This window comes from Methanoculleus sp. UBA430 (assembly GCF_002506585.1).
In the GTDB taxonomy this organism is placed as follows: Archaea; Halobacteriota; Methanomicrobia; order Methanomicrobiales; family Methanoculleaceae; genus Methanoculleus.
The window spans coordinates 409,406-431,812 of record NZ_DAXW01000009.1 but is presented as its reverse complement, the minus strand read 5'-3'; the positions used below and the strand labels follow the sequence as shown (position 1 = coordinate 431,812).

Below are 22,407 nucleotides of genomic sequence, written 5' to 3'. Positions count from 1 at the left end.
TCTGCAGTGCAGACGGACTCGAGGTCTGATCTCTCCTATACATCGCTCTGTTTTGCCGGGCAGTAGGGGCAGAGCGCGTTCTCGACGTCGTCGGCCTTCTCACGGACGGGGCAGAGGTATTCCCCGTTCCTGACCTCGACCGTAAACCCGCCGGGAAAGGGCGTGCCCACCGGGTGGGCGGGGCGGTCGAGGACAAACATGTTGAAGGCAGCAAGGAGGAAGTAGAGGACCTCGAGGTGCTGCTCCTCCTCGTCCACGGCAAGGCATGTCTCCTCGACCATCTTGCAGAAGTCCTGGAACTCTCCGGGAAGCGGTTCATCCGGTACATCCGCGCCGCCACGGCGCATGGTGGTGATGAGGGCATGCTGCGTCTCAAAGATCATCTCCATCATGCGCGGGTAGAGGCGCTGTCGGTATCCTGTGGGGACGGCCTGGAGGTCTTTCTCCACCCTCCCTCGCATCGCCTGGAGGTCGAAGAGCGAGTAGCCGGAGACCTCGCGGTAGAGGGCAGCCGCAAGCTCCCGTCGCGTCGTTGCCGACCGCAGGCGGGCGCAGACCTGGCGGGCGCCTTCAGGCCCCCGGATGGTGTTCATAGCATCACTCAGGTAATCTTCGACCGTAGAGGGTATCAGTCCTCGCCCGATATGCGCCACATATGGAAAACTTTATTAATGTAGGAAGGCAACTTCCTTCCGATGAACATCATGAACAACCAGTTGATAATCCGGGGGCCGGGGTATGATTGACACCGGCGCTACGGCGTTTGTTCTCATCTGTACGGCTATGGTCATGCTGATGACCCCGGGAGTGGGGCTCTTCTACGGCGGGCTCGTCCGGCGCAAGAACCTCATCTCCATGATCGCACTCTCGTTCATCGCGTTCGCTCTCGTCAGCATCCAGTGGGTCGTCTGCGGCTACAGCCTCTCGTTCGGGACCGATCTCCAGGGGCTGGTCGGAGGCCTCGAGTACGCCTTCCTGCAAGGCATCGGTGTGGACGGCGACGGCATTCCCGACCTGCTCTTTGTGGTTTTCCAGATGGTCTTTGCAGGCCTCACGCTTGCAATCGTGACGTCCGGGGTTGCGGAACGGATCAAGATCAGTTCGTTCCTCGTCTTCGGCCTGCTCTGGACGACGCTGGTCTACGACCCGCTTGCTCACTGGGCCTGGGGTGGCGGATGGGCGGCGCAACTCGGCGCGCTTGACTTCGCCGGCGGCACGGTTGTCCACATCAGCTCCGGGTTCTCCGCGCTCGCGCTCGCGCTCGTCATCGGGAAGCGTCTCGGCTTCGGCGGCCACGGCATGGAGCCGAACAACATCCCGCTGGCTCTCCTCGGGGGGGCGCTCCTCTGGTTCGGGTGGTTCGGGTTCAACGCCGGCAGCGCTCTTGCCGCAGACGGCCTTGCGGCAAATGCATTTATCGTGACGAACATCTCGGCCGCTGCGGGGGCCCTTGCCTGGCTTTGCGCTGCCTGGGTTCGGGGCAGGCCCGGATCGATCGGGATGATCAGCGGGGCCATCGCCGGGCTTGTCGCCATCACCCCGGCGGCCGGGTTCGTCGATCCCATGGCCGCCATCGTGATCGGTGCCGGCGCAGGCCTCTTCTGCTACGGCGCCCTGGTCTTCCGCGTCCAGAAAGGTCTTGACGAGAGCCTCGATGCCTGGGCGATCCACGGCATGGGTGGCATCTTCGGCGCTCTCGCAACCGGGGTCTTTGCGGTCGCGGCAATCGGCGGCGTGAGCGGCATGATCGATGGTAACCCGGTTCAGTTCCTCATCCAGGTGGTAGATGTGGGCGTGGTCGTGGCCTACTCATTCGGCGTGACCTACGCCATCGCGAGGGTCGTCGACGCGGTGTTGGGGCTGCGGGTCACCGAGGAGGAAGAATATGTCGGACTGGACATCGCCCAGCACGGCGAGTCCGTGCGGGTGTGAGGTGATCCGGATGAAGATGGTCTGCGCAGTCATCAGGCCGGAGATGTTCGACTCCGTGAAAGCAGCGCTCGAGGCGGACGGCATCTACGGCATGACCGTGGGCGAGGTCATGGGACGGGGGGCACAGCGGGGCATCGCCCTCAAGTTCAGGGGGAAGGTGATGCCGGTCGAGCTCATCCCGAAGGTGAAGATCGAAATGGTCGTCAGCGATGCCGATGTCGAGAAGGTCATCGGTATCATCCGGGCGAACGGCCGGACCGGGAAGCCGGGCGACGGCAGGATATTTGTCCTGCCGGTCGAGACCATCTGTCGGGTACGGACGGATCTAGAGGATCCAACCGATCCATAACCCCCTTTTAACCGGTCTCCCTCTCCGCTGGCCGCTACTTCGTGAACTGCGGCAGGATCTCCTTTGCGGCAGACTCCATGAACTCACGCTGCTGCTGCCCGATCTGGTGGATGCAGACGTGATCGAATCCCTTTTTCACGCTCTCCTCGATCTTCCTGACATAGGGCTCCGGATCGGGGCCGCAGACGACGTGCTTTGCGACGTCCTCCGGCGTCGCCATCTTCGCCACCTGTTCGTAGTGAACGGGGGTGGGAAGAAGCCTGTTGAGTTCCCCGGTGTTTGCCGCGATCGGCCACTGCTCGTAGGCGGTCGTCCGCCCCTCTTCCTCGGTCTCTGCCCAGCAGACCGATATCTCGATGTATGCCGGCTTATCGCCGCCCCCGGAGTCCCGGAAGATGATGAGGTTCTCCTCTGCATTGGTGCCCGGGTTGATGAACCCGTCACCGGCCCGCCCGGCCAGAGAAGCGCTGATCGGGCCTTCGGACGCGATGTAGATGGGAGGGAGTTCATCAGGGAGCGAGAATATCTGAGCGTTCTCCAGGGTGTAGAAGGAGCCGTAGTGATCCTGCATACCTCCCTTCCAGAGCAGTCTGATCACCTCGATCGCCTCTTCAAGCATCTCTATCCGGATGGGGGCCGCGGGCCAGGGGTCGCCGAAGACATGCTCGTTGAGGTTCTCGCCCGACCCGAGGCCCAGACTGAACCGTCCGGGCATCATGCTTGCCGCGGTTGCGGCAGCCTGGGCGATGATCCCCGGGTGTGTCCGGATCGTCGGGCAGGTGACTCCGGTCACCAGGTGGAGGTCCGCCGTCACCTGCGAGATGCCGCCAAGTACTCCCCAGACGAACGGGCTCTGCCCCTGTTGGTTTGTCCAGGGGTGGTAGTGATCCGATATCATGGCAAACCTAAAGCCGGCATCTTCTGCCTGGCGGGCGTAGCAGACCAGGTCGAGGGGCCCATGCTCTTCGCTCGCCAGTTTATATCCAATTTCGACCATCCTTCAATCACATCCGTGCCGCCGATACGGCCGCCCCGTCCCCCTCTTCCCGGGGGCAGGGACAACGTGGGCGCCGGCTACCTCGTTCATCTCATGGCATATAGGTTTCCCCGGCCCGGCCCTGATAAATAGAATCCTTGTCATACTATACTGCATGGCAACGCCTACTCTCCAGGTGGCGCTCGATCTCCTCGAGCTCGATCGTGCGGTAGAGATCGCGGATGAGGCGGTTCGTGGTGGTGCGGACTGGATTGAGGCCGGAACGCCCCTGATCAAAAGCGAGGGGATGCAGGCCGTGCGGACGCTCCGCGAGCGCTTCCCCGACCATGAGATCGTCGCGGACATGAAGATCGCCGATACCGGGGCCATCGAGGTAGAGATGGCGGCGAAGTCCGGTGCCGCAATCGTCTGCATCCTCGCCGATGCCGACGATACCGTCATAACCGAGGCGGTCCGCTCCGGGCGCAAATACGGCGTCCGGATCATGGCCGACCTCATCAACGTCAGTGATCCCGTCTCCCGGTCGCGGGAACTTGCGGCGCTCGGCGTCGACTACATCAACGCCCACGTGGGCATCGATCAGCAAATGATCGGGAGGTCGTCGCTCGACCTCCTTCATCGCCTTGCAGGGGAGGTGAACATCCCTATCGCCGTCGCGGGGGGGCTGGACGCAGAGACCGCATCCGAGGCGGTCGTCGCCGGGGCCTCGATCGTCATCGTTGGCGGGAACATCATCAAGGCAGCCGACGTGACCGGGGCGGCGCGGCGGGTCAGGGATGCAATCGACCGGCCCGAGATCCGGCCGCGGGAGGAGGAGAGCCAGGACGCCGTCATTCGCCGCTTGCTCGAAGCGGTCTCGGCGCCGAACGTCACCGACGCCATGCACCGGAAGGGGGCGATGGCGGGCATCGTCTCCATCTGCGGCCGGGTGAAAGCGGTCGGCAGAGCGGTGACGGTTCGGACCGTCGCCGGGGACTGGGCAAAACCCGTCGAGGCGATCGACGTCTCCGGACCGGGCGACGTCCTCGTCATCAGCAACGATGGGAGGAAGGATGTCTCGCCCTGGGGGGAACTTGCCACTCACTCCGCGATGAACCGTGGGGTTAGCGGCGTCGTTATCGACGGAGCAGCCCGGGACGTCGACGACATCCGGGAGCTCGGCCTCCCGGTCTTCGCCACGGCGACCGTTCCGAACGCCGGGGACCCCAAGGGTCTAGGGGAGATCAACACCGAGATCGCCTGTTGCGGGCAGGAGGTGCGGCCGGGCGACTGGATCGTCGCCGACGAGAGCGGTGTCGTGGTGGTCCCCCGGGAGCGGGCCTACGAGATCGCGCGCCGGGCGATGGAGGTCAAAAAGACCGAAGAGCGGATCCGCGAGGAGATCCGGCGCGGGAAGACACTCTCTGAGGTCTCGGAACTCCTGAAATGGGAGAAGCGGCACTGATTGTAGGCGGCCCCGCCTAAAGGCGAGGCCGGCACGAGGGTCCGGGATTGCCCCGGGGCCCCGGTTACTGTGAGAGGGATGTCTTGAGGAGTTCTCCGCCGTGGCCAAGGAGCTGCCGGACGGCGTCCTCGATCTGGTCCACGCGCAGGATCAGGACCGCCGCGTCCTTCCCTGAGTATGCGTAGGCGTACTCGATGTTGATCCCCGCATCCCCGAGGACCGATGCGATATCCGAGAGACCGCCGGGCTCGTCACGCATCTTCACGCCGATGACGTCGGTGAACGAGACCCTGAACCCGAGATCTGTCAGCGTCCGGTGGGCGTCCTCCGGCCGGTCGACGAGTGCGCGAACGACACCGAACCCGTCCGCTTCAGCAATACTGAATGCAAAGATGTTGATCTTCGCATCCCGGAGCGCACCGGCGATCGCCGCGAGGCGCCCGGGGCGGTTCTCCGAAAAGATTGAGATCTGTTTGACGATATACGACTTCTCCATTACAATGACCTCCTGTCAACAACCTTCTTCGACTTGCCTTCAAACCGCGGCAGGGAGCCCGGTTCGACCAGTTCTGCGTCCACGCTCACGTTCAGGGAACCGCGCAGGCGGTGCTCCACCTTCCTCTTGATCACCATCAGTTCGGTGATCTTGTCGGAGAATGCCTCTTCGCTCACCTCCACTCGTACGAGCATGGAATCAAGCGCACCCTTCCGGTCGACGACGATCTGGAAGTGCCTCCCGACCTCCGGGATCTCGAGCAGCGCATGTTCCACCTGCGACGGAAAAACGTTGATACCGCGAACGATCAGCATATCATCCACTCGTCCCCGGATCCGGCCGATGCGCGGATGAGTCCGGCCGCAGGCACAGGCATCTTCTTCGAGAGCCGTCAGGTCTCCTATCCGGTACCGGACCATGGGCAGCGCCTCTTTCTGCAGCATGGTGATGGTCAGCTCGCCCTGTTCCCCGGGTTCGAGCACCTCGCCGGTCGCGGGGTCCACGATCTCGACGAGCGCGAGGTCACCCCATATGTGGATCCCCTGCTGCTCGGCGCACTCGGTGAACATGGGCCCGGAGAGCTCGCTCGTCCCGTAGATGTCGTAGGCACGGATTCCGAGCCACTCCTCGATCCGGGTCCGCATCTGTTCCGACCAGGGTTCGGCGCCGAGGAAGCCGATACGAAGTTCGGTATCATTCTTGATCGAGACGCCCATCTTCTCCGCCACCTCGCCCATGTGAAGGAGGTAGGAGGGGGTGCAGGCGATGGCAGTGACGTGGAGGTCCTGCATCAATTCGACCTGCCGCTCGGTGTTCCCGACACTTGTGGGAAGAACGGTTGCACCGACCCTCTCGGCGCCGTAGTGGGCGCCGAGGCCGCCGGTGAAGAGGCCGTAGCCGTAACTCACCTGCATAACGTCCCCCCGCCCGAGGCCGCAGGAAGAGAACCCCCGTGCCAGTGACTCGCTCCAGTTCTCGATGTCGTGCTCCGTGTAGCCGACGACCGTCGGTTTCCCCGTTGTCCCGGAAGAGACATGATACCGGACGAGTTCGTCCCGCCCGGCGGAGAAGATCTTGTCCGGGTAGCCGTCTCGCAGGTCCCGTTTATACATGAACGGGAGTTTCGCGACATCCTCAAGCGTCCTGATGTCATCGGGATGAACCTGCTGCTCTTTCATCCGGCGCCGGTAGAAGTCGTTGAAACTGTAGAGCCGGTACACCAGGGACTTCACGAGTTTGAACTGGAGCCTTCGTAATTCGTCGGGCGGCATCTCTTCCGCTCGCGGGTTCCAGGGTGCCATCAGATTGCCCCCCGCCGGTCGATGACCCGTTTTGCCTTCCCCTCGAACCGGGGCAGCGACCCCGGCTCCACCAGTTTCACCGCGGTCCTAAGGCCGAGCGTGTTGTGGAGCTCGCCGGCGATCTTCTTCTGCGTGCGGGCGAGGTCCTGGAGTTCACCGGAGAACCCCGCTCTGCTCATCTCTACTTCGATCGTCATCTCATCCAGATGTTTGACGCGATCGATATATACCATGAACTGCTCTCCGACCTCGGGGAGGGACCGGAGCACATGCTCGATCTGTGAAGGGAAGACGTTGATCCCCCGGATAACCAGCATGTCGTCGCTACGGCCCGTGAGTCGTGCAATCTTTACCCCGCGCCCGCAGGCACACTCCTCGTCCATCAGCCGGGTCACGTCGCCGGTGCGGTAGCGGACGAGCGGGAGCCCCTCCTTGACGAGCGGCGTGATGACGAGTTCACCCCGCTCGCCGGGACCGAGCCTCTCCCCCGTCTTCGGGTCGATGATCTCTGTAAGGTAGCAGTCGTGCCAGATATGAAGCCCGTTGTGTTCGGGGCACTCAAACGCCACTCCGGGACCATACATCTCCGAGAGGCCATAACTGTCGAAAGCCTTCACCCCGAGCCGCCGTTCGAGTTCGGTGCGCATGCTCTCCGACCAGGGTTCTGCCCCGAAGATCCCGGTCTTAAGGGTATCCAGCGTCTTTCCCATCGACTCGGCCACTTCGGCGAGATGGAGGGCATAACTCGGGGTGCAGTGGATCGCAGTCACCCCGAAGTCCTCGATCATCTCGATCTGGCGGCGGGTATTCCCGGTTGCGCTCGGGATCACGGTTGCCCCGATCTTCTCGGCGCCGTAGTGAAACCCGAGCCCCCCGGTGAAGAGACCGTAGTTGACCGCGTTCTGGAAGATGTCGTCCTCTCCAAGGCCGATCATCGTCATGTTCCGTGCGATCAGTTCCGACCAGTTATCCAGGTCCTGCCGGGTATAGCCGACGACGGTCGGTTTCCCCGTCGTGCCTGAGGTGGTGTGGATCCGGACTATCTCCTTCATGGGGACCGCAAAGAGGCCGAACGGGTACCCGGCCTGGAGCTCCTTTTTGTAAGTGAAAGGGAGTTTCTCCACGTCGTCGAGCGTCCTGATCTCGTCTGGAGAGACGCCCGCTTCCTTGAACTTTCTCTGGTATAGTCCAACATTTTCTGCCTGATGCAGCGTCCATCTCAGCCGCTTGAGCTGAAGGTCCGCGAGTTCTCCAGGCCGAATAGTCTCCATCGCTCTGTTCCAGAACATAATACTATCCCATCGGTGGTTGCCCGGCGGTACGGGTCCGCAGTCAGCGGATCACCGCCGGGCATACGTTACCACTACATGGGCGGCCGATGGGGAAAAGGTTTGTCAATCCGTGGCATGGTACGCTGTAGCAGCACCAGAACCTGTTCCTAACGGCCGGGGCCAGCTGGCGCCCCCTTCGCGGAACGCATCGAGAGCAAACTCCACAAACATCTGTGCTTCTTTGGGGTGGGGCGCACTCTCGGGCACGGTGACGGCGTAGACGATCGGCTGCCCGACCCGCTCGCTCCCGATAGACCGGAATCTCTGGAACCCGAGGGTCACGTGCACCTTCCGGTAGTCTTTTGCATGCGCTGCGGAACCGAGGTTGATCTCGGGGGGGAGGTCGATCCACCGGAGCCCGTGCTCCTCGGCGACGCTCCTGTACTCGAAGGCGTAGTCAATCCCGCCGGCGTCAAGGAGCGAGAGAAGATAGATGCTCCCGTCCCGGATAGCGACCTTCTCGTCCGCCGGCCTCATCCGTTCCGGCAGGGTGATCGTCGTCACTCCGTCCGCGCGGGTGGGTGCGAGTGCCGGGTCGAAGGAACCGCCGATGATGGCGCTAAAGAGTCCGGGTTCGTTGTAATGCTCTTCGGCAAGCGCCGTCACCATGAGCGCCCGGTAGCCGCAGGCGTCGAGCATGGGGTTTGAGAACCCCGCCCGCACGTCCGGGCGGGCAAGTACCCGGTACCAGTTCTCTGCCGTGATCTCATCGGCCCCCGCGCTCCGGTCGGTGTAGGCGATCACGATCTCGTTTGCCGCAAAGGGAACGTACCAGTCGGTGTAGTTCTCCTTCCCCTCGCCCATCGGGATGTACATCATGTCCGGGATGAGCGAGGCGTCCGCGACCGCGACGACATCGATTGCCCGACCGAGGTCCGTCACCTGCCGAATTGCCTGGATGCTCCCGTGCCCTTCGAGCCGGACATCGATATCCGGGTGCCGGTCTTCAAAGGCGGCTTCCACCTCCTCAAGCGGATAAAGAAGGCTCCCGGCCGGCACCACCGTGAGGACGGTGCGTTCCTGGCCGGAATCGGTGCAGCCTGCGGATGCCGCGAAGACAGCGAGGATGAGGAGAGCGAGGGTCACTGCCGGCCGGGTCATCCTCTCTTGACCTCGACCCGGTCGACCCATTTCACCCAGGAACTACCTTCGGTGATGGTTCCCGGCTCATCGGTGCCGATCACGATCCTGAGCGGCCCACCGTCCTCGTCGGGGATTGCGGCCCCGTTGAACTCATAGGCGAGAACCAGAGTAATGGCGGGCGAGGGTTTCTCCTTGAGGTCCTGGTCGAAGGTCACAAAACCTTTCCCGGCCATCTGCTCGTCGTCAAAGACCCAGTAGTAACCGTCAGGCGCTGAAATTCCGACCCGATCGCCTTCTTCAAACCCGCCGACACGATCGAGCAGCGTTGCAAGGGACACGCCCCTGACCCTGTACGGCCCGTACTTGATCCCGACCGTGGAGACCGCATGGCCATACCCTTCCCATGCGGGAAGCGCCTTGATCTCGGAGAAAGAGAGCACTTCCTCTTGGGTGCCGTCAGAAACGGTGAGGTTCCAGGATATATCTTCCCCTGCGGCTTTGGTGGGACCGGTTGTCCCGGTGCACCCGCAGGCGCTTGCAACGCAGACGAGGATGAAGACGGCCAGAAGCCGGACGAAACGAGCCTTCATCTCCGCATTCTCCATACGTAACTCGCAACACCAAGCCCGGCCAGAAGTCCGAAGAGCGGATCCGGGCTCGGGGGAGCCTGTGCAGATGCCTGGGCCTCTGTCGTTTCAACCGCGGCGGATCCCTGGAGCGACTTGACCGGGACGTCCTTGGCTCCGGTATAGCCACCCTCGTAGACCCGGACCTCGCTGAGCCACTTCACGGTGTAGCCTGAGGTCGAGGGGTAGAGATTGTCGAAGAGGTGGAGGCGTTCGGGCGGGAAGTAATCGCGCATATCCTGGTTCCCGAAGACGTGCTTGCCCTCGGGGTTGGTGGAGTTGTCGGCAAAGATAACCAGGCGCATGGCGGCATGATAGTCGGGCGGGTACCCAACGCCCTGGCGCTCGCCGACATCTGCATCCTCGCCGTTGTACCAGCAGATGCCGATCGGTCCCTGGCGCGGTTCGGGTTCGTAGACGTTCTGGTATCCAAACTCGATGTGGTAGCCGTCGACTGCCCTGACCATCACCTCGTCGCCGGGCTCTATCCCGCCGACCAGGTCACAGAGGTCGGCAAGGTCCGTCCCCTTCACCGCTCCGCGGTCCTTGAAGTTGGTGGTCTCGTTCCGGTCCCACTGAGTCTCTTTGTCATCGGCGAAGACTGGCCCCTGGTGGTAGTAGTGGGTCACGCCGTCCCCGAGGACCGGGAGGTTTGCCTCCATCCAGTGATAATCGACCGTCGTCTCGTTTAAGACTGTCTGCCCGTCGGCTGCGATCTTTACGACGTGCAGTTCAGTCGTCGGTGCTGCCGAGGCGGCAGCGACGAGCATGCTCACGCAGAGGAGCGCGAGCAACATCCGTGTCACTTTTCTTTGCATACTCTTCATCTCCAAATTATGGATAGCATCGCCGCGCCGCGGAGGGCCGCGAGAACCCCGCACCACCCGGGCGGCTGCTTCTCTGGCGGGGGAGTATTTGCGGGAGGCTGACGACGTCGAAGACGGTCCCTCCCGGATAGATCCCTACCTCACCGTCCTCTTCCGCGACCGTCACCATCTCGCGATCGATCGAGTCGGGGCTGACGGCAGCCCGGACGTAGGCGAGGTTCTGCTCACGGCCGGCCTGGTACTCTCTTGCTTCTCTTCCGTGAGCGCGTAAAACGCATCTGCTCACCGGTATTCCTCCTTCAGGGCCACCACGCACCGGGTTGTCTCCCCCGGTTTCACCAGCACGTCCTCGACTGTCCTCGAATCATCGTCTGAGACGGCCCTGACCTCGTAGGTGCCGATGCTCATGCCGTTGAAGGTGTACGGCGTCTTCTCCCCCGTGTACCGGCCATACAGGTAGATCTTCGCGTCCGGAACCATGCTCTCGACGAGGAGATTCCCGTGGGTATACTCCCGGAGCGCGCAGGTGATGGCGCCGCCGGTCTCGGCCCCCTCGGGTATCCTGATGACCTCTTCGGCGGGGAGGTAGCCGGGCATCGAGACCAGAATACGGTGCTGGCCGGAGGAGAGGCCTCCTATCCGGCACGGGGTGCGCTTTGCGGTGGGGAAGCCGTCGACAAAGACCTGGGCCCCGGCGGGGCTGGAACTGATGCTGATCGAGACGGTATCCCCACTCCGGGGCTCGATCCGATACGTTTCGCCGGCTCCGATGCCGGAGGGAACGGCGTAGGATAGGAACATTCCGTTCCGGGAGACGGTGATCCAGGACTTCGCGCCTTCGATCACGGCGTCGGCCGGGATGGTGGCGGCAGGGTAGAACCCGTTCATCGTAAACCGTTCACCCCGGTAGGCCTCCGAGTCGACCCGAATTTTCTTCCTGCCTGGGATGGTCACGCCGTCGAGGAAGACCGGGGCAACTGCGTCCGGGTGGACCCAGGCCTGAACAGTCTCAAACCGATAATCAGACTCCTCTCCGTTACTACTCTGATCGCCCTTCTCGACCATGACGTTGTGAAGTCCCTCGCGGAGACCATAGACAACACGGGGCGTCTGCGACGCGAGCCTCCTGTTGTCGACAATGATCGTCATGCCCGGAGGGTACGATTCGATGTAGAGCCCACCGGAGTGATTCGTCATGATCCGGGTGCCGACCGGCGTCGGTGCGGGGAGCAGAGGGGTGCCGGTCGGCACGGGGGTTATAGCACCTTCGCCGGGGGCAGGGGTGCTCTCCGGCCCCGGTGGGGCTATCGTACTCTCTCCCATTCCGAAGAACAAGAGCAGCCCGTTCATGAAAGTGAGGATGGTTTCGATGAAAGCCTCAATAGGGTTATTCGGCGCCGGGTGCCCGGCTACAGGTTCACCGCGGCCTGTTGTGGTGTTCGCTCTGGTTTCACCGCCTGCCGGGGAAAGGAGCAGATCAAGGGTGGTATGCCCACCCTCCTCGACGGTGACGGTCCTGGTTGCATTCCGGTAGCCCGGCATCATGAGATAGATCGTATGCTCGCCGACCGGGACCGCTTCCAGGGTTGCATTGGTTCGGGATCCTGTCTCTTTTTCGTCAAGGTAGATGCTCGCGTTCGTTGGAACCGAGGATACGGTGATTCTTCCATTTCCGGTGGTGGCTTTGCTGGTAGTACTGTTTTCAAAGACCAGATCGAGGAGGCTGCACTCGTCCCCCTCGACGGTGACGGTCCGGGTGATATTCCAGTACCCCGGCAGCATGAGTTTGATCGTATGCTCGCCAGCCGGGACATCTTCCAGGGTCGCATCTGTCCAGAACCCTGTGGCGTTCCCGTCGAGGTAGATACTCGCGTTCATCGGGACCGAGGTGATGGCGATGCTCCCGTTCCTGGAGCCACCGCCACCACTGCTGCTATCGCCGCCTGATCCGGTCTCCGGAATCAGGTTGAACTCAACCTCGGCAACGGCGTTCGCCACGACATTGACCCATATATCATCGGGCTGGACGAACCCCTCCTTCTCGACCCGGACTGAGTGGCTCCCGGCCTCGATTTCGGAGAGGGTGCAGGGGGTCGTATCGCCGGTCTCTTCGTCATCGATGAGGACGGCAGCCCCGGAGGGTGTCGAATTTACGTGTATGCTCCCGGTGGGCTCTTCCTCGCTATAAATTTTGATGTCTTTGACGTTCTGCACCGAGACGCCGGCTGCCGAAGGATAGATCCCGGAATAGTAGTACCAGTATTCTTCGGCCCAGGACTCATGCATATCCCAGTTGCCCCAGACGTGCATGCCGTCTGCGTTGGTCGTCTCCCCCAGGAAGTAGAGGCGCATCCCTTCGGTGAAATCCTGATTCACGTAACCCGTATCGTTTCCGTGGTACCAGGCAAGGCAGAACAGCCCCTGCCTCGCGTTGGGGTTGTAGATGTACTCCGCAGGCCACTCTTTCGGCAACCCGTCCGATGCGACGAACCTTACCATATCTTCAGGTTCCGCACCGCCGACGAGATCAAGCAGGTTCGCAACGTTGGTGCCCATGAACTCCCCATGGTCCTTGTAAGCCAGGTTGACGTCCTCGGTCGGGTTCCACGGGTCGTATGTCTCACCCGGGTGGGCCTCATTCCAGGCATCCTCAAAGATCGGGCCCTGTGTGTAATACGTTGTCTCTCCATCGCCGATCACCGGGAGATTCTCTTTCATCCACTGCCAGTCCACTGTCGTCTGGTTGAGGACCGTCACACCGTCAGCAGCAAGTTTTGTGACGGTCACCTCCGTCGTGGTCATGCCGGCCGAAACGGGTACGACAAGAAGGATACAGAGCGAGAGGATAATTAGGTGCGGGGCACAGCCCCGCCGGTGCGCTGGTATCATGTTTTGCTCCTCAAGATTCGTAAAAAAAGGGCTACTTCCTCCTCATGAGGAGGAATGCCGCCAGTGCCGCAATCAGCACGACTGCGAGGGCCAGCGCCCAGGTCGGGAACGCAGGTCCAGGTTCCGCGGCTGGAGCCCTTGTTTCTTCTGCTCCTGCGGCCACGGTCTCCGGGACGGTCCATGCCAGGGCGTAGATGCTGAAGTGATCGACCTGTGCTGTGACCGTCCGCGTGGCGGGGTCCACCGTGGCGGCAATCTCCTGCCACTCGCCGGCCTCGGGGCTGTACCACATCACCTTCGGCGTGGCGCCTTCACCGATCCCTGCCCACTCTTCCGAGGAGAGGGTATAGGTGAGGGTGGCCGGCGGGTCGAATGTGGCCCCTGCCGGGCCGCACACGAGTGCGATAGCGATGTTAGTTCCCGGGGGGGCCGGGGGGATTTCGGCTGGGGGAGCCTCCGCGCAGGTCACCTCACCGAGCGGGTTGCCGTCTCCGTCGCGAGCGACGGTCCCCTCCGGTATCGTCACGGCACCGGCCTTGTCTTCTGTCGTGACCGTCACCGGCTCAAGCACCACACCGGCCGCGGAAGTGGTGAGGGGCGCGTTCCCGGTGAAGACCTCCGGGATGAGGGGAGCATCCGGGTCATAGGTTATCTCTGATCCGGGGTCTTTGGGGGAGGGCCCTCCGCTGCTGGGACCGCCATCTCCACCGCCGCCATTGCCGGGCGTGGAGGTCGGCGTGGGCGTGCTCTCCCCGGCGGCTGCGCTCAGGTTAAGGGCTGTCACCGCTCCGGATGTGAAGGTCGCGGTCTCCTGTGCGGCAACCCCGTTGACGTAGAACGTGATCGTCGCTCCCGCCTGGTCTGAGGTTGCCATCACGGCAAGGCGGCCCACGATGTTTCGGTCGGAACCGCCATATCGTCCGGCATCTACCGTCTGAACCGAACCGCACTCGACGCCTCCGATCGTTGCGGTGATCACGGTCCCGGCCGGTGCGGGAGATCCGGTAATCGTCACGCCTCCGTAGAATACGTGAGGGAAAACGGGGAGGGTATCCCCGGCACCCGCCGCACTGGCGACGAGGCCGAGGATGAGGATCAGAACGGCGCAATACCGCATCATCGCCCGTTCACCTTCAGGCGCCGATGGCAGCAAGCGTATCCGCCTCAGTCATGTAGACCCAGTAGCCCCGCATGGGCTCCATCGTGCGCTCGTCGCTGTGAGAATCACGGTCACTGCGGATGATCGAGACATCATACTGCTGAGCCTCCGCATCGAAGCCGATCAGGGTCGTCCAGTGGTTCCCGAGCGAGAGCAGGGTGCTTGCCGCGGACGTGGGTTGGGTGTCCGAGAAGCCGATCGCGTTCCAGCCTCTGCCGAGGTTCTTCGCGGGCGGGAGGTCGGGCCCGCCGGGGGCGAAGGTCAGGGGGACGGTGCAGGCCTCGTCCGCGTAGATCCAGATGCCGTCAAGCGGCCGGAAGGAGTCGGCCGAAACCACTATCTGCCACTTCTGCTCCAGACCGTCGTAGATCAGGATTGATTGGTCGGCGGTATCGACTGTATCGAATACGGCGAAGGTGTTCTTGCCGTCGGCAAGCTGCTTCGGTGTCGAGACAAAGTTCCAGCCCTCTTCAAGGGAGATCGTCGCGTCGCCCGTGGGCACCACGACGATCGGCTCACCGGTCAGTATGATCTCGTCGATGCTGCCGACCATCTGGCCTTTAGTCAGGGCGGAGCCGACGAGTCTGAGCGGCCAGGGTGCTTTGTCGCCGTCTTTTGACAACGGTGCGCCGTCGATCTCGTCTGCGACGACGATGTTGTTGTTCCGCTTGATGAACGAACTGTTGAAGACGGCGGAGAAGTCGTCACCGGTGCCTTTCACACCGTCCGGACCGTAGTCGATGACGGTTACGTTGTAGCCCGCGTCTGCGAGGTCGTCGTTGAAGCAATTTGTTCCATAATCATGACTGTTCATGTCGTCGACATAGCCGCAGAGGAGCCAGAGCGGCATCCTGGACCAAACGTTGCTTTCGTTATCGGTCCACGTCGCATCGTGTCCGGCCATAGCGCAGGCTTTACCGGACTCAAAGTATGACCGGGTGATGGTCTGGGTGATGGCGCCCGTCAGGGTGAGGTTCCAGTCCGCCCGCGGGATTTTGATCATGATGGTCGCGATCTTCTGGTTGGAGACGCCGGCCGCCGAGGGGTACTGGATGCCGCCGGACGAGTAGTAGTGCCAGTAATCCTGGGCGAGGCACGCCCGCATATCGTCGGCGCCAAAGACGCCGTCAGTGGTGTTGAAGAAGAGGCGCATGCCGCCGCTGTAGCCGGGCACGTAGCCATCCCGCTCTGTCCACCAGGCGACGATCGCCTCGCCCTGCCGTTCGAGCGGAGCATACAGGTTGGTATAGTTGAGTTTCGCCTTGTAGCCGTCAGAGGCGGCAAGCTGGACCTCCCATCCCTCGGGAACCCCGCCCACGAGGTCACAGAGATCCTTGATTGCAGTTCCCTTCACGACTTCATCGACTTTGCCCAGATTTTTGTCTTCTGCAGGATTCCAGATGTCGTTCGGATCGAAGGTGGGACCCTGGAACTTGAGCCGGACGCCGTTTTCACCGCCATAAACCGTGAAGTCCTTCTCCATCTGCTGGTAGGTGACCGTCGTCTCGTTCTCGATGGTCTTGCCGTCGGCAGCGTACTTCACAACGCGGATCTCGGTGGTTCCCCCTTTTGAAGGCGGTGGGGTTGACCCTGCCTCTACACCGATCTGAATCGCCACGACACCCTTTGCGCTGAGATCGCTTCCGACGTCCGATCCGACCAGCCGCAACGGCCACCGGTCGTCATTAGAGGCCAGCACGGCACCTTCGCATTTGTTGCCGAGAATGAATCCGTCGCCGTCGATCCCAACCGAGCTGTTGAAGATTGTCTGACTACCGTCAATGCTGGTCAGGGTGATGTCATACCCTGCCTCTGCGAGGTCGCTGTTGAATGCGGAGGAGGACTTTCCGTACTTCTCATCATCAATCGCACCGATGATGTAGTGGAGCGGCATCCCTTCCCAGGTGTTGCTCTTGTGATCGGGGCCGGTTGCCTTGTGGGATGGCATGCCCGTCAGTGTCGCCTCAAAGTCGCTCCTGGTCAGGACGACGCTTCGGGCGCCGATAAGTGCGAGCGTCCAGTCGTCTTCGTCGAGGTCGACGGTTGCATTGATGATGGCGGTTGCGCTGTCAAGGTCTGAGTCTGCTCCATAGCAGAAGGTGACTTTATCGTTGTCATTCAACTGCAGAACGTTTAGACCATCGTCGGATTTGCTGAACCCATCTCTGAGGACATCATTGACGTAACAGGACCACTCTTCGCCGTCATTCAGATAACTGTCGACATCGTCGAGAAGGAAGATGCCCTTGGCGCTGTATTTCTTGTCGGTCACGTTGTAGACCCAGCCTTCTGACTCCGCGACTGCATGCAGCACACCGAGCGGGGTCGGGTTCATGACTGCATAACTCTTCCCGGAGTTGGACGCTTCCTGCGGGAACGCTCCCATTGGAAGTGTCACAGTTCCATCAAAGAGGGATACGGGTCCTCCGGTTGACACTTGAAACTGCATCGGCGATGTAACAGGGGTTTCGGTCGGTTCTTCCGTCGGCATCACCGTTGGCTCTTCTGTTGGTGTAGCGGTCGGCTCCTCCGTCGGCGTCACCGTCGGTGTCTCTGTCTCAGTCACTTCGGGAGTCCCCGCAGTATCCACGGTGCTCTCCCCGGGGCTCACGTTCCCGCCAGGGAGCGTCTCCCCTGCTGCCGGCAGCACCAGCAGCGAGCATACCATCAGCACGAATAGAACGTACTGAATTGTTTTCTTCCTTCCGTTCATTAAATCAGCCCTTTTTAGTTCATACCCTTTCCCAGAGTCCCTCCGGGAAAAGTAACGTTTTAAACTAGGATATGGGCATGTAAATACGTTACAGTTAATTAACTTCATTAAGTTAACTCAATATGATTATCCGCTTCCAGGACCCATCGTCACGTGCCGTAAGGATCTCGCTATATCCCGCGAATCGATGCATTAATCACCAAAAACCGCTCAATATTCATCTCCAGAGTGATTGGATGACGGCGACGGAACCCTGGCTCCCCGTCTTCGGCTACGGAGGGCACATCAAAGCGACGAGACAGGAACTGGTCATCGCACAGGGGAGCACCACCCGGCGCTACCCTCTTGCGGCAGTGAAGCACCTCCTGGTCGTCGGTGGCCATACCCTGCACACCTCGGCGGTGACAAACCTTCTCAAAACCGGCGCTGTCATCACCTTCTTCGATATCGACGGCACGCCCGTCGGGTGCCTCACACCCTACGGTTATCAACCGGACGAGGCGGTGCGCCTCGCCCAGGAACGGGCAGCCCCTCACCGGTTCGCACAGCCGCTCGCAACGGCCGGCCTCCAGTCAAGGCTTCTTCTCCTCGAGGAACTCTACGGCCACGCCGGACAGGATGTCTTCTACGCCGGAGAACTCGACTTCCTTCACCAGGCCAGGGAGGAACTGGGGGTCTCGGTCACCATGGAGGAACTGCGGAGACTCTCCCGCCTGACCGTCGATATGTATTATGAGATCCTCTCCCGCACACTCCCGCCGGAACTCGGGTTTCGGCGCAGGACGATTCGCCCTTACCTCGACCCTGTCAACGCCATGTTCTCACTCGGGTATGCGATGCTCTACGGCAATTGCTGCGTCTCCCTGGTCGGTGCCCACCTCAACCCCGACCTCGGCATGCTCCACGAAGGGGCCGGGAGCCTCGTCTACGACCTTATTGAATCGCAGAAAGCGACGATGGTGGACCGCACCGTCCTCCGGTTTGCCAGGGACGAGGTCTCGGAGGGGGATTATGAATGCGGTGAAAAAAGATGCTACCTTGACGGGAACTTTTCGGCCCGGCTGGTCGCGGCGCTCCGCGACTCCATCGACCAGTCGCGCATTGATGCGCAGGTGCATATCCTGCGGGACGCCCTCCTCACAAACGCCGAATTTCACGTGCTGTACTGGTGAGCGCCCGCTGGATGGTGAACTCCGGGTAGCCGGCAAAGGGGATCTCCTTCTGGGAGAGGTCCCGGATGACGACCCGGGGGCATCCGTAGAGCATGGAGACAAACTTATCAAGGATGACGGGTTCGCCGGTTGCGGTGATGAGCACCCTTCCGTCGGGAAGGTTCATCGCCTCACCGCCGACACCGAGGTTCGTGGCGATCCTTTTGATGCAGGCACGAAACCCGACACCCTGGACCCTTCCCGAGATCCTGATCTCGATCGTCTTCACAGCCAGTGCTCCTGCACAAGCCGCATGGACATATCCAGCTCGTCATAGACCTCGTCCCGGACCGTTGAGTCGCGGATGTTGAGAGCCTCGCTCACAGCCATATCGAGAACCTCCCTCGACCGGTCTTCGTAGCGCTCCGCGTAGATCCGGCATGCCATATCGCCGAGCGCAAAGGCCCGCCGCGAGAGCGGCCGGATGATCCGGGCTTCTTCGAGGGCGCAGAGGAGCATCCGATCCGCAAGTTCATGCTGCCCTGCGTTCCTCGCGAGGAGGTAGAACTCGGTGTAGTAGGTCGCCCTCCTTGCCCGATCCGGTGCCGCCCGTATCGCCCGGTCGAGCGTGACCATGTCCTTTGTGGTGTAATCGCCGCTCCGGATCTTGTCGCGGCAGTCGAGGATCCTGCCGTAGACCGTGTTCTTCCAGGATTGGGGCATCGCCTGTTCGAGCTGGACCATCAGGCCGTACCGGATTCGATCGTCGTCGATCGTGGAGACGGCATCGATAGCCCGCTGCCGGACGGCCGGCTTCCCGCTCTTCCGGTACAATGAGAAGAGCATCTGGGCCATCCGCTGCTGCGTCATAGCGGTGATGAACGGGATCTGGATGTGCTTGGCCGTGCTCTCCATGCCGTCGAGCAGTTCGTCGATCTCCCTGTCGTCGCCGTAGTTCTCGGCAAACTGTGCCACGTCAAAGAGCATCGAGAGCCGGATGTAGGGAGAGGGGATGCTCACCACAGTATGGCACATGGCCGAGAGGATCTCTTTCCTCTGTGCGGGCTCGGTGACCATGTCAAAGACCGCAGCAAGAGCATCCACATACTCGACCGGATCCTCGATCCTGCCAACCTGCCCGATAGCCCAGTCGACATCCTCCTCCTGCCGGTTTACGGTGTTGAGGCTTCTTGCAGCGTAGATCAGGTTCTTTCTGGCAAATGCATCCCGCTCCGGCCCGACGTAATCAAGCATCTCCTGCGCTTCGGCGAGATAACTCCTGGCTGTGCTATGGTCGATCCCGGCCATAAGTCCGGCAAGGTCGGAGAGCATGATCACGCGGATCGACGGCTCGGAGATAGTGCCGATGGTCTCGTGGAGCTGCCTGATAATCTCCTCGGCCCGTTCTTCGTTGCCGAGGACCGAGTAGGCGCTCACGATCCGGTACATCCCGGAGTAGCGTGCATAGACATCGCCGGTATGCTCGAAGAGACGGTACATCAACTCGAGTACCGGCGGTGCCGCCGGCGCTCCCTCGATGCCCTCGAGCAGGTAAGCCATCACCTCATAGGGGTCGGCCGAGTCGAACTCCTTTGTGTAACTGGTGAAGAAGTTGAGGATCCGCTGGATCATGGCGGTTCGTTCGTACTCACCCCCAATCTCCAGGGTGAAGAGACTCATCGGGACAGCAAAGATCGGGCTTGCGTGAACCTGCGAGTACTCGAGCATGATGTCGACATAACTTGCTATCTTGATCGAGACCTCCTCGCGCGGGGTGCTGTTCTGGAGGAGGGTGAGCGCAATCTCGAACGGCTCCATCATGCCATCGAAGATCCTGACCTTTCCCCGGGTGAGCTGGTCCGCCGCCTGCAGGCTCCCGACCCGGACGTAACCCTCGATGAGAGGATCGACCAGCTGCCGCTGCAGGGATGGATCGGTGATCTGGGAGAGGATCTGGGTCGCTTCATCCAGCGCCTGAAGCGAGAGCTGCTCGATCCCGTACATGATCAGGCCGTGGATAACCTTTCCCATCGCGAAGAGACAGTAATCCCGCTCCAGCAGGGATGTGGAAAGAACCCGCATCCCATGAAGGAGGTCAAGATCCCCGTCTTCGACGGCGAGTACGGCTGCCTGGTCCACAATGCCGCCCATCGACTCGGCCCGTGCCTGCTGATCCATGATCTCGCAGGTCAGCGCGGTTGCATGCCGGAGGAGATCCCGATCCTTCCGGACGACGCCTATCCGCGCCATCTCGACGGCGATGGTTGAAATGGCCTGCTCGCGCAGAGCCTGCTCTCCGATCTGGTTCACCAGGTCCACGAGGGCCGACGGGTCGTTCTGGCGGACGAACCCACGCTCAATCAGGATAGTGTTGCACTCAAGGAGCAGGATATCCTGTGTGCGGTGCGATCTAACAATCTCCTTTATGGCTGGTATGTGCCTGACGACCTCGTCAAAGTCGTACTCCTTACAGAAGTCGGTCACCGCCTGGTGTACCAGCGAGTCGGCGATATCGATATCCAGTGCGGTGAGGATATTCCCACGGACGAGACCGATCTCGTCGCGACGGATCCCCTCCTTGATCAGGCGGACACTGGTATCGAAAAATTGGGCATTGATCCTCTGGGTGCTATTGCTGACCTTCTTCATGACCTCAATTGCGTGATAGAAATCGCCCATCCGGGAGAGTGCGTCAGTGATCTGCCGGTAGAGGTGTGCTGCCTTCGCGGCGTCGCAGGACTCATCTATCAACGGCGTGATGTCGAGGAGGATCGTCGGGTTCCCGGTCTTCTCGACGACCGCAATCCCGGAGAGGACGATCTCCTCGATCGGGAGTTGTGTCTCCACAAGGCCCCGGGCATTGAACTCAAACGCCTTCTCGAGGAACCAGCGTTCTCCGCTCCGCTCTGCCTTCTTCAGGAGTTCGAGGACGAGGGTCTGGCCTGCCCACGGCTTCTCGTCGTCGAGCCTGAGCAGTTTGGTGTAGACCTGTTTCTTGTCACGCTGGCGGTCGAGGAGTTGTTCGGTCAGGATTGCGAGGACTTCGATGAGCCGCTCTTCCGGGATGCCCGAGAGTGAGTCTATGATCTCTTCTATGTTGGAGATCTCCTTCTTCAACGACGACTTCCAGGTGGCATCTACGATCTCGGCGATCGAGTTGGTGCGCCGGATCTTCTGGTTGATCTCCGTGGCACTCAATAACCCGCTGATCACGAGATCGATATTGCCGGATTCGATGCCGGAACCGGCGATCGCCCTGGCCACGTCGGCATGGAGTTGTGATTGTCTTGATATGTCGCCGATCTCGGAGAGGATCTGGAGGGCATTTTGCATAATATCAATATTTCGGTGTTTCTGTCCATACTGGATGAAGAGCGGGACTATTTCGGAGAGGATCGCCGAGCGGTATTTGCGGATGCTGATCTTGTCGAAGGCTTCCCCGCCTTTCTCAATATAGTGGATGTCCCCGGTATCCACCCCGATCTCGACAAGATCGCGGGAGATGCCGGCGAGAAGATCGGACTGGTGGCTCTTGCGGTCGAGTTTGTCGACCAGGGTAAATATTGCGCGGAACCATCGTTCGTCCTTGTTCTGGCTGTAGAGTTCCGCGGCACGTCGGGCAAGGGTAAATACTTCTTCTTTTGTCGGAAGGGCAAGCTGGCTTAAGAGTTCCGGCTGGCTCTGTTCGAATGCCGTCTGTATCAGGGCGGCGTTCATCTGCTCATAGAGCGATTTTTTCTCTTTTCTCGTCTGAGTCTCAGATATGTCCAATACGACCTTTTCAACCTCACGCAGATCGCCCGAAGAGATCGCGGAGGTGATCTTCTGTTTTATCTGTGGCTTTCCATCCATTTTGATCAGCGCTCTCCAGTGGGTCCTGCATCATGCATATCCATTATCAGATATATAGATTGCCCCCCACTCACAAGAATCTATTTCAATGGAAATCAGTGGGATCCTCTAAAATATCAGGGATATGGTGGATGTCAAGGGTCTCTTGCAACCCTGAGAACGGATGGGTTATGGGGTTGATTCCATCCGTAAGAGGTCAGGGGCAGGCGAGGTGGTTACGCCTGCCCGACCACCCGCACCTACGGTGCTCCCGCTCC

General features: G+C 61.1%; 18 protein-coding genes. 4 read left to right on the top strand and 14 right to left on the bottom strand.

Going from position 1 to position 22,407, the window contains the following annotated elements:
• Nucleotides 1-35 precede the first annotated feature (35 nt).
• On the bottom strand, nucleotides 36-593 hold the full coding sequence (locus tag BRA49_RS08275; protein ID WP_292385089.1) for a DUF2115 domain-containing protein: 558 nt from the start codon (nucleotides 591-593) through the stop codon (nucleotides 36-38).
• 145 nt (nucleotides 594-738) lie between these two features.
• On the opposite strand from BRA49_RS08275, the gene BRA49_RS08270 reads away from it, so the two are divergent.
• Complete coding sequence (locus BRA49_RS08270; protein WP_292385088.1) at nucleotides 739-1,932, top strand: ammonium transporter; 1,194 nt, start codon at nucleotides 739-741, stop codon at nucleotides 1,930-1,932.
• A gap of 10 nt (nucleotides 1,933-1,942) precedes the next feature.
• On the top strand, nucleotides 1,943-2,281 hold the full coding sequence (locus BRA49_RS08265) for a P-II family nitrogen regulator (protein ID WP_292385087.1): 339 nt from the start codon (nucleotides 1,943-1,945) through the stop codon (nucleotides 2,279-2,281).
• Between the two features lie 34 nt (nucleotides 2,282-2,315).
• Here the strand turns inward: BRA49_RS08265 and BRA49_RS08260 are convergent, their stop codons facing one another.
• Entirely contained in the window at nucleotides 2,316-3,278 is a 963-nt protein-coding gene (locus BRA49_RS08260) for a TIGR03557 family F420-dependent LLM class oxidoreductase (protein WP_292385085.1), read from the bottom strand.
• A gap of 154 nt (nucleotides 3,279-3,432) precedes the next feature.
• Here BRA49_RS08260 and hxlA point away from each other — a divergent pair, with 154 nt between their 5' ends.
• Nucleotides 3,433-4,722 (top strand): 3-hexulose-6-phosphate synthase, encoded by a 1,290-nt coding sequence (gene hxlA, locus BRA49_RS08255; protein ID WP_292385084.1) that lies wholly within the window; start codon nucleotides 3,433-3,435, stop codon nucleotides 4,720-4,722.
• 64 nt (nucleotides 4,723-4,786) lie between these two features.
• On the opposite strand, the gene BRA49_RS08250 is transcribed toward hxlA, so the two are convergent.
• From BRA49_RS08250 to BRA49_RS08205, 10 genes are all read right to left on the bottom strand, one after another.
• Nucleotides 4,787-5,218: an ACT domain-containing protein gene (locus BRA49_RS08250; RefSeq protein ID WP_292385083.1), complete on the bottom strand. Its 432-nt coding sequence runs from the start codon at nucleotides 5,216-5,218 to the stop codon at nucleotides 4,787-4,789.
• Nucleotides 5,218-6,519 carry a phenylacetate--CoA ligase family protein gene (locus BRA49_RS08245; protein ID WP_292385081.1) on the bottom strand — a complete coding sequence of 434 codons (1,302 nt, stop codon included), beginning with the start codon at nucleotides 6,517-6,519 and terminating at the stop codon, nucleotides 5,218-5,220. The genes BRA49_RS08250 and BRA49_RS08245 overlap by 1 nt, the downstream gene beginning before the upstream one ends.
• The gene (locus BRA49_RS08240; RefSeq protein ID WP_292385080.1) at nucleotides 6,519-7,808 is read right to left on the bottom strand and encodes a phenylacetate--CoA ligase family protein; all 1,290 of its coding nucleotides are present in this window, start codon (nucleotides 7,806-7,808) and stop codon (nucleotides 6,519-6,521) included. Before BRA49_RS08240 ends, BRA49_RS08245 begins: the two co-directional genes overlap by 1 nt.
• Nucleotides 7,809-7,913: 105 nt before the next feature.
• Nucleotides 7,914-8,951 (bottom strand): tungstate ABC transporter substrate-binding protein WtpA, encoded by a 1,038-nt coding sequence (gene wtpA, locus BRA49_RS08235; protein WP_292385078.1) that lies wholly within the window; start codon nucleotides 8,949-8,951, stop codon nucleotides 7,914-7,916.
• Nucleotides 8,948-9,523, bottom strand: a complete 576-nt coding sequence (locus BRA49_RS08230; protein ID WP_292385075.1) for a molybdopterin-dependent oxidoreductase — start codon at nucleotides 9,521-9,523, stop codon at nucleotides 8,948-8,950. Before BRA49_RS08230 ends, wtpA begins: the two co-directional genes overlap by 4 nt.
• The gene (locus tag BRA49_RS08225) at nucleotides 9,520-10,377 is read right to left on the bottom strand and encodes an argininosuccinate synthase (RefSeq protein WP_292385074.1); all 858 of its coding nucleotides are present in this window, start codon (nucleotides 10,375-10,377) and stop codon (nucleotides 9,520-9,522) included. Before BRA49_RS08225 ends, BRA49_RS08230 begins: the two co-directional genes overlap by 4 nt.
• A gap of 16 nt (nucleotides 10,378-10,393) precedes the next feature.
• The gene (locus tag BRA49_RS08220) at nucleotides 10,394-10,672 is read right to left on the bottom strand and encodes a hypothetical protein (protein WP_292385073.1); all 279 of its coding nucleotides are present in this window, start codon (nucleotides 10,670-10,672) and stop codon (nucleotides 10,394-10,396) included.
• On the bottom strand, nucleotides 10,669-13,275 hold the full coding sequence (locus BRA49_RS08215) for a PEGA domain-containing protein (RefSeq protein ID WP_292385071.1): 2,607 nt from the start codon (nucleotides 13,273-13,275) through the stop codon (nucleotides 10,669-10,671). Before BRA49_RS08215 ends, BRA49_RS08220 begins: the two co-directional genes overlap by 4 nt.
• Nucleotides 13,276-13,306: 31 nt before the next feature.
• Entirely contained in the window at nucleotides 13,307-14,395 is a 1,089-nt protein-coding gene (locus BRA49_RS08210) for a hypothetical protein (protein ID WP_292385070.1), read from the bottom strand.
• A gap of 13 nt (nucleotides 14,396-14,408) precedes the next feature.
• On the bottom strand, nucleotides 14,409-17,102 hold the full coding sequence (locus BRA49_RS08205; protein WP_292385069.1) for a hypothetical protein: 2,694 nt from the start codon (nucleotides 17,100-17,102) through the stop codon (nucleotides 14,409-14,411).
• Nucleotides 17,103-17,383: 281 nt separating this feature from the next.
• Here BRA49_RS08205 and cas1 point away from each other — a divergent pair, with 281 nt between their 5' ends.
• Complete coding sequence (gene cas1, locus BRA49_RS08200) at nucleotides 17,384-18,319, top strand: CRISPR-associated endonuclease Cas1 (protein ID WP_292385067.1); 936 nt, start codon at nucleotides 17,384-17,386, stop codon at nucleotides 18,317-18,319.
• Here cas1 and BRA49_RS08195 read toward each other — a convergent pair.
• Both BRA49_RS08195 and BRA49_RS08190 read right to left on the bottom strand, forming a co-directional pair.
• Nucleotides 18,285-18,587, bottom strand: a complete 303-nt coding sequence (locus BRA49_RS08195) for an acylphosphatase (RefSeq protein WP_292385066.1) — start codon at nucleotides 18,585-18,587, stop codon at nucleotides 18,285-18,287. The genes cas1 and BRA49_RS08195 overlap by 35 nt on opposite strands.
• Complete coding sequence (locus BRA49_RS08190; protein WP_292385064.1) at nucleotides 18,584-22,150, bottom strand: hypothetical protein; 3,567 nt, start codon at nucleotides 22,148-22,150, stop codon at nucleotides 18,584-18,586. Before BRA49_RS08190 ends, BRA49_RS08195 begins: the two co-directional genes overlap by 4 nt.
• Nucleotides 22,151-22,407: the final 257 nt, after the last annotated feature.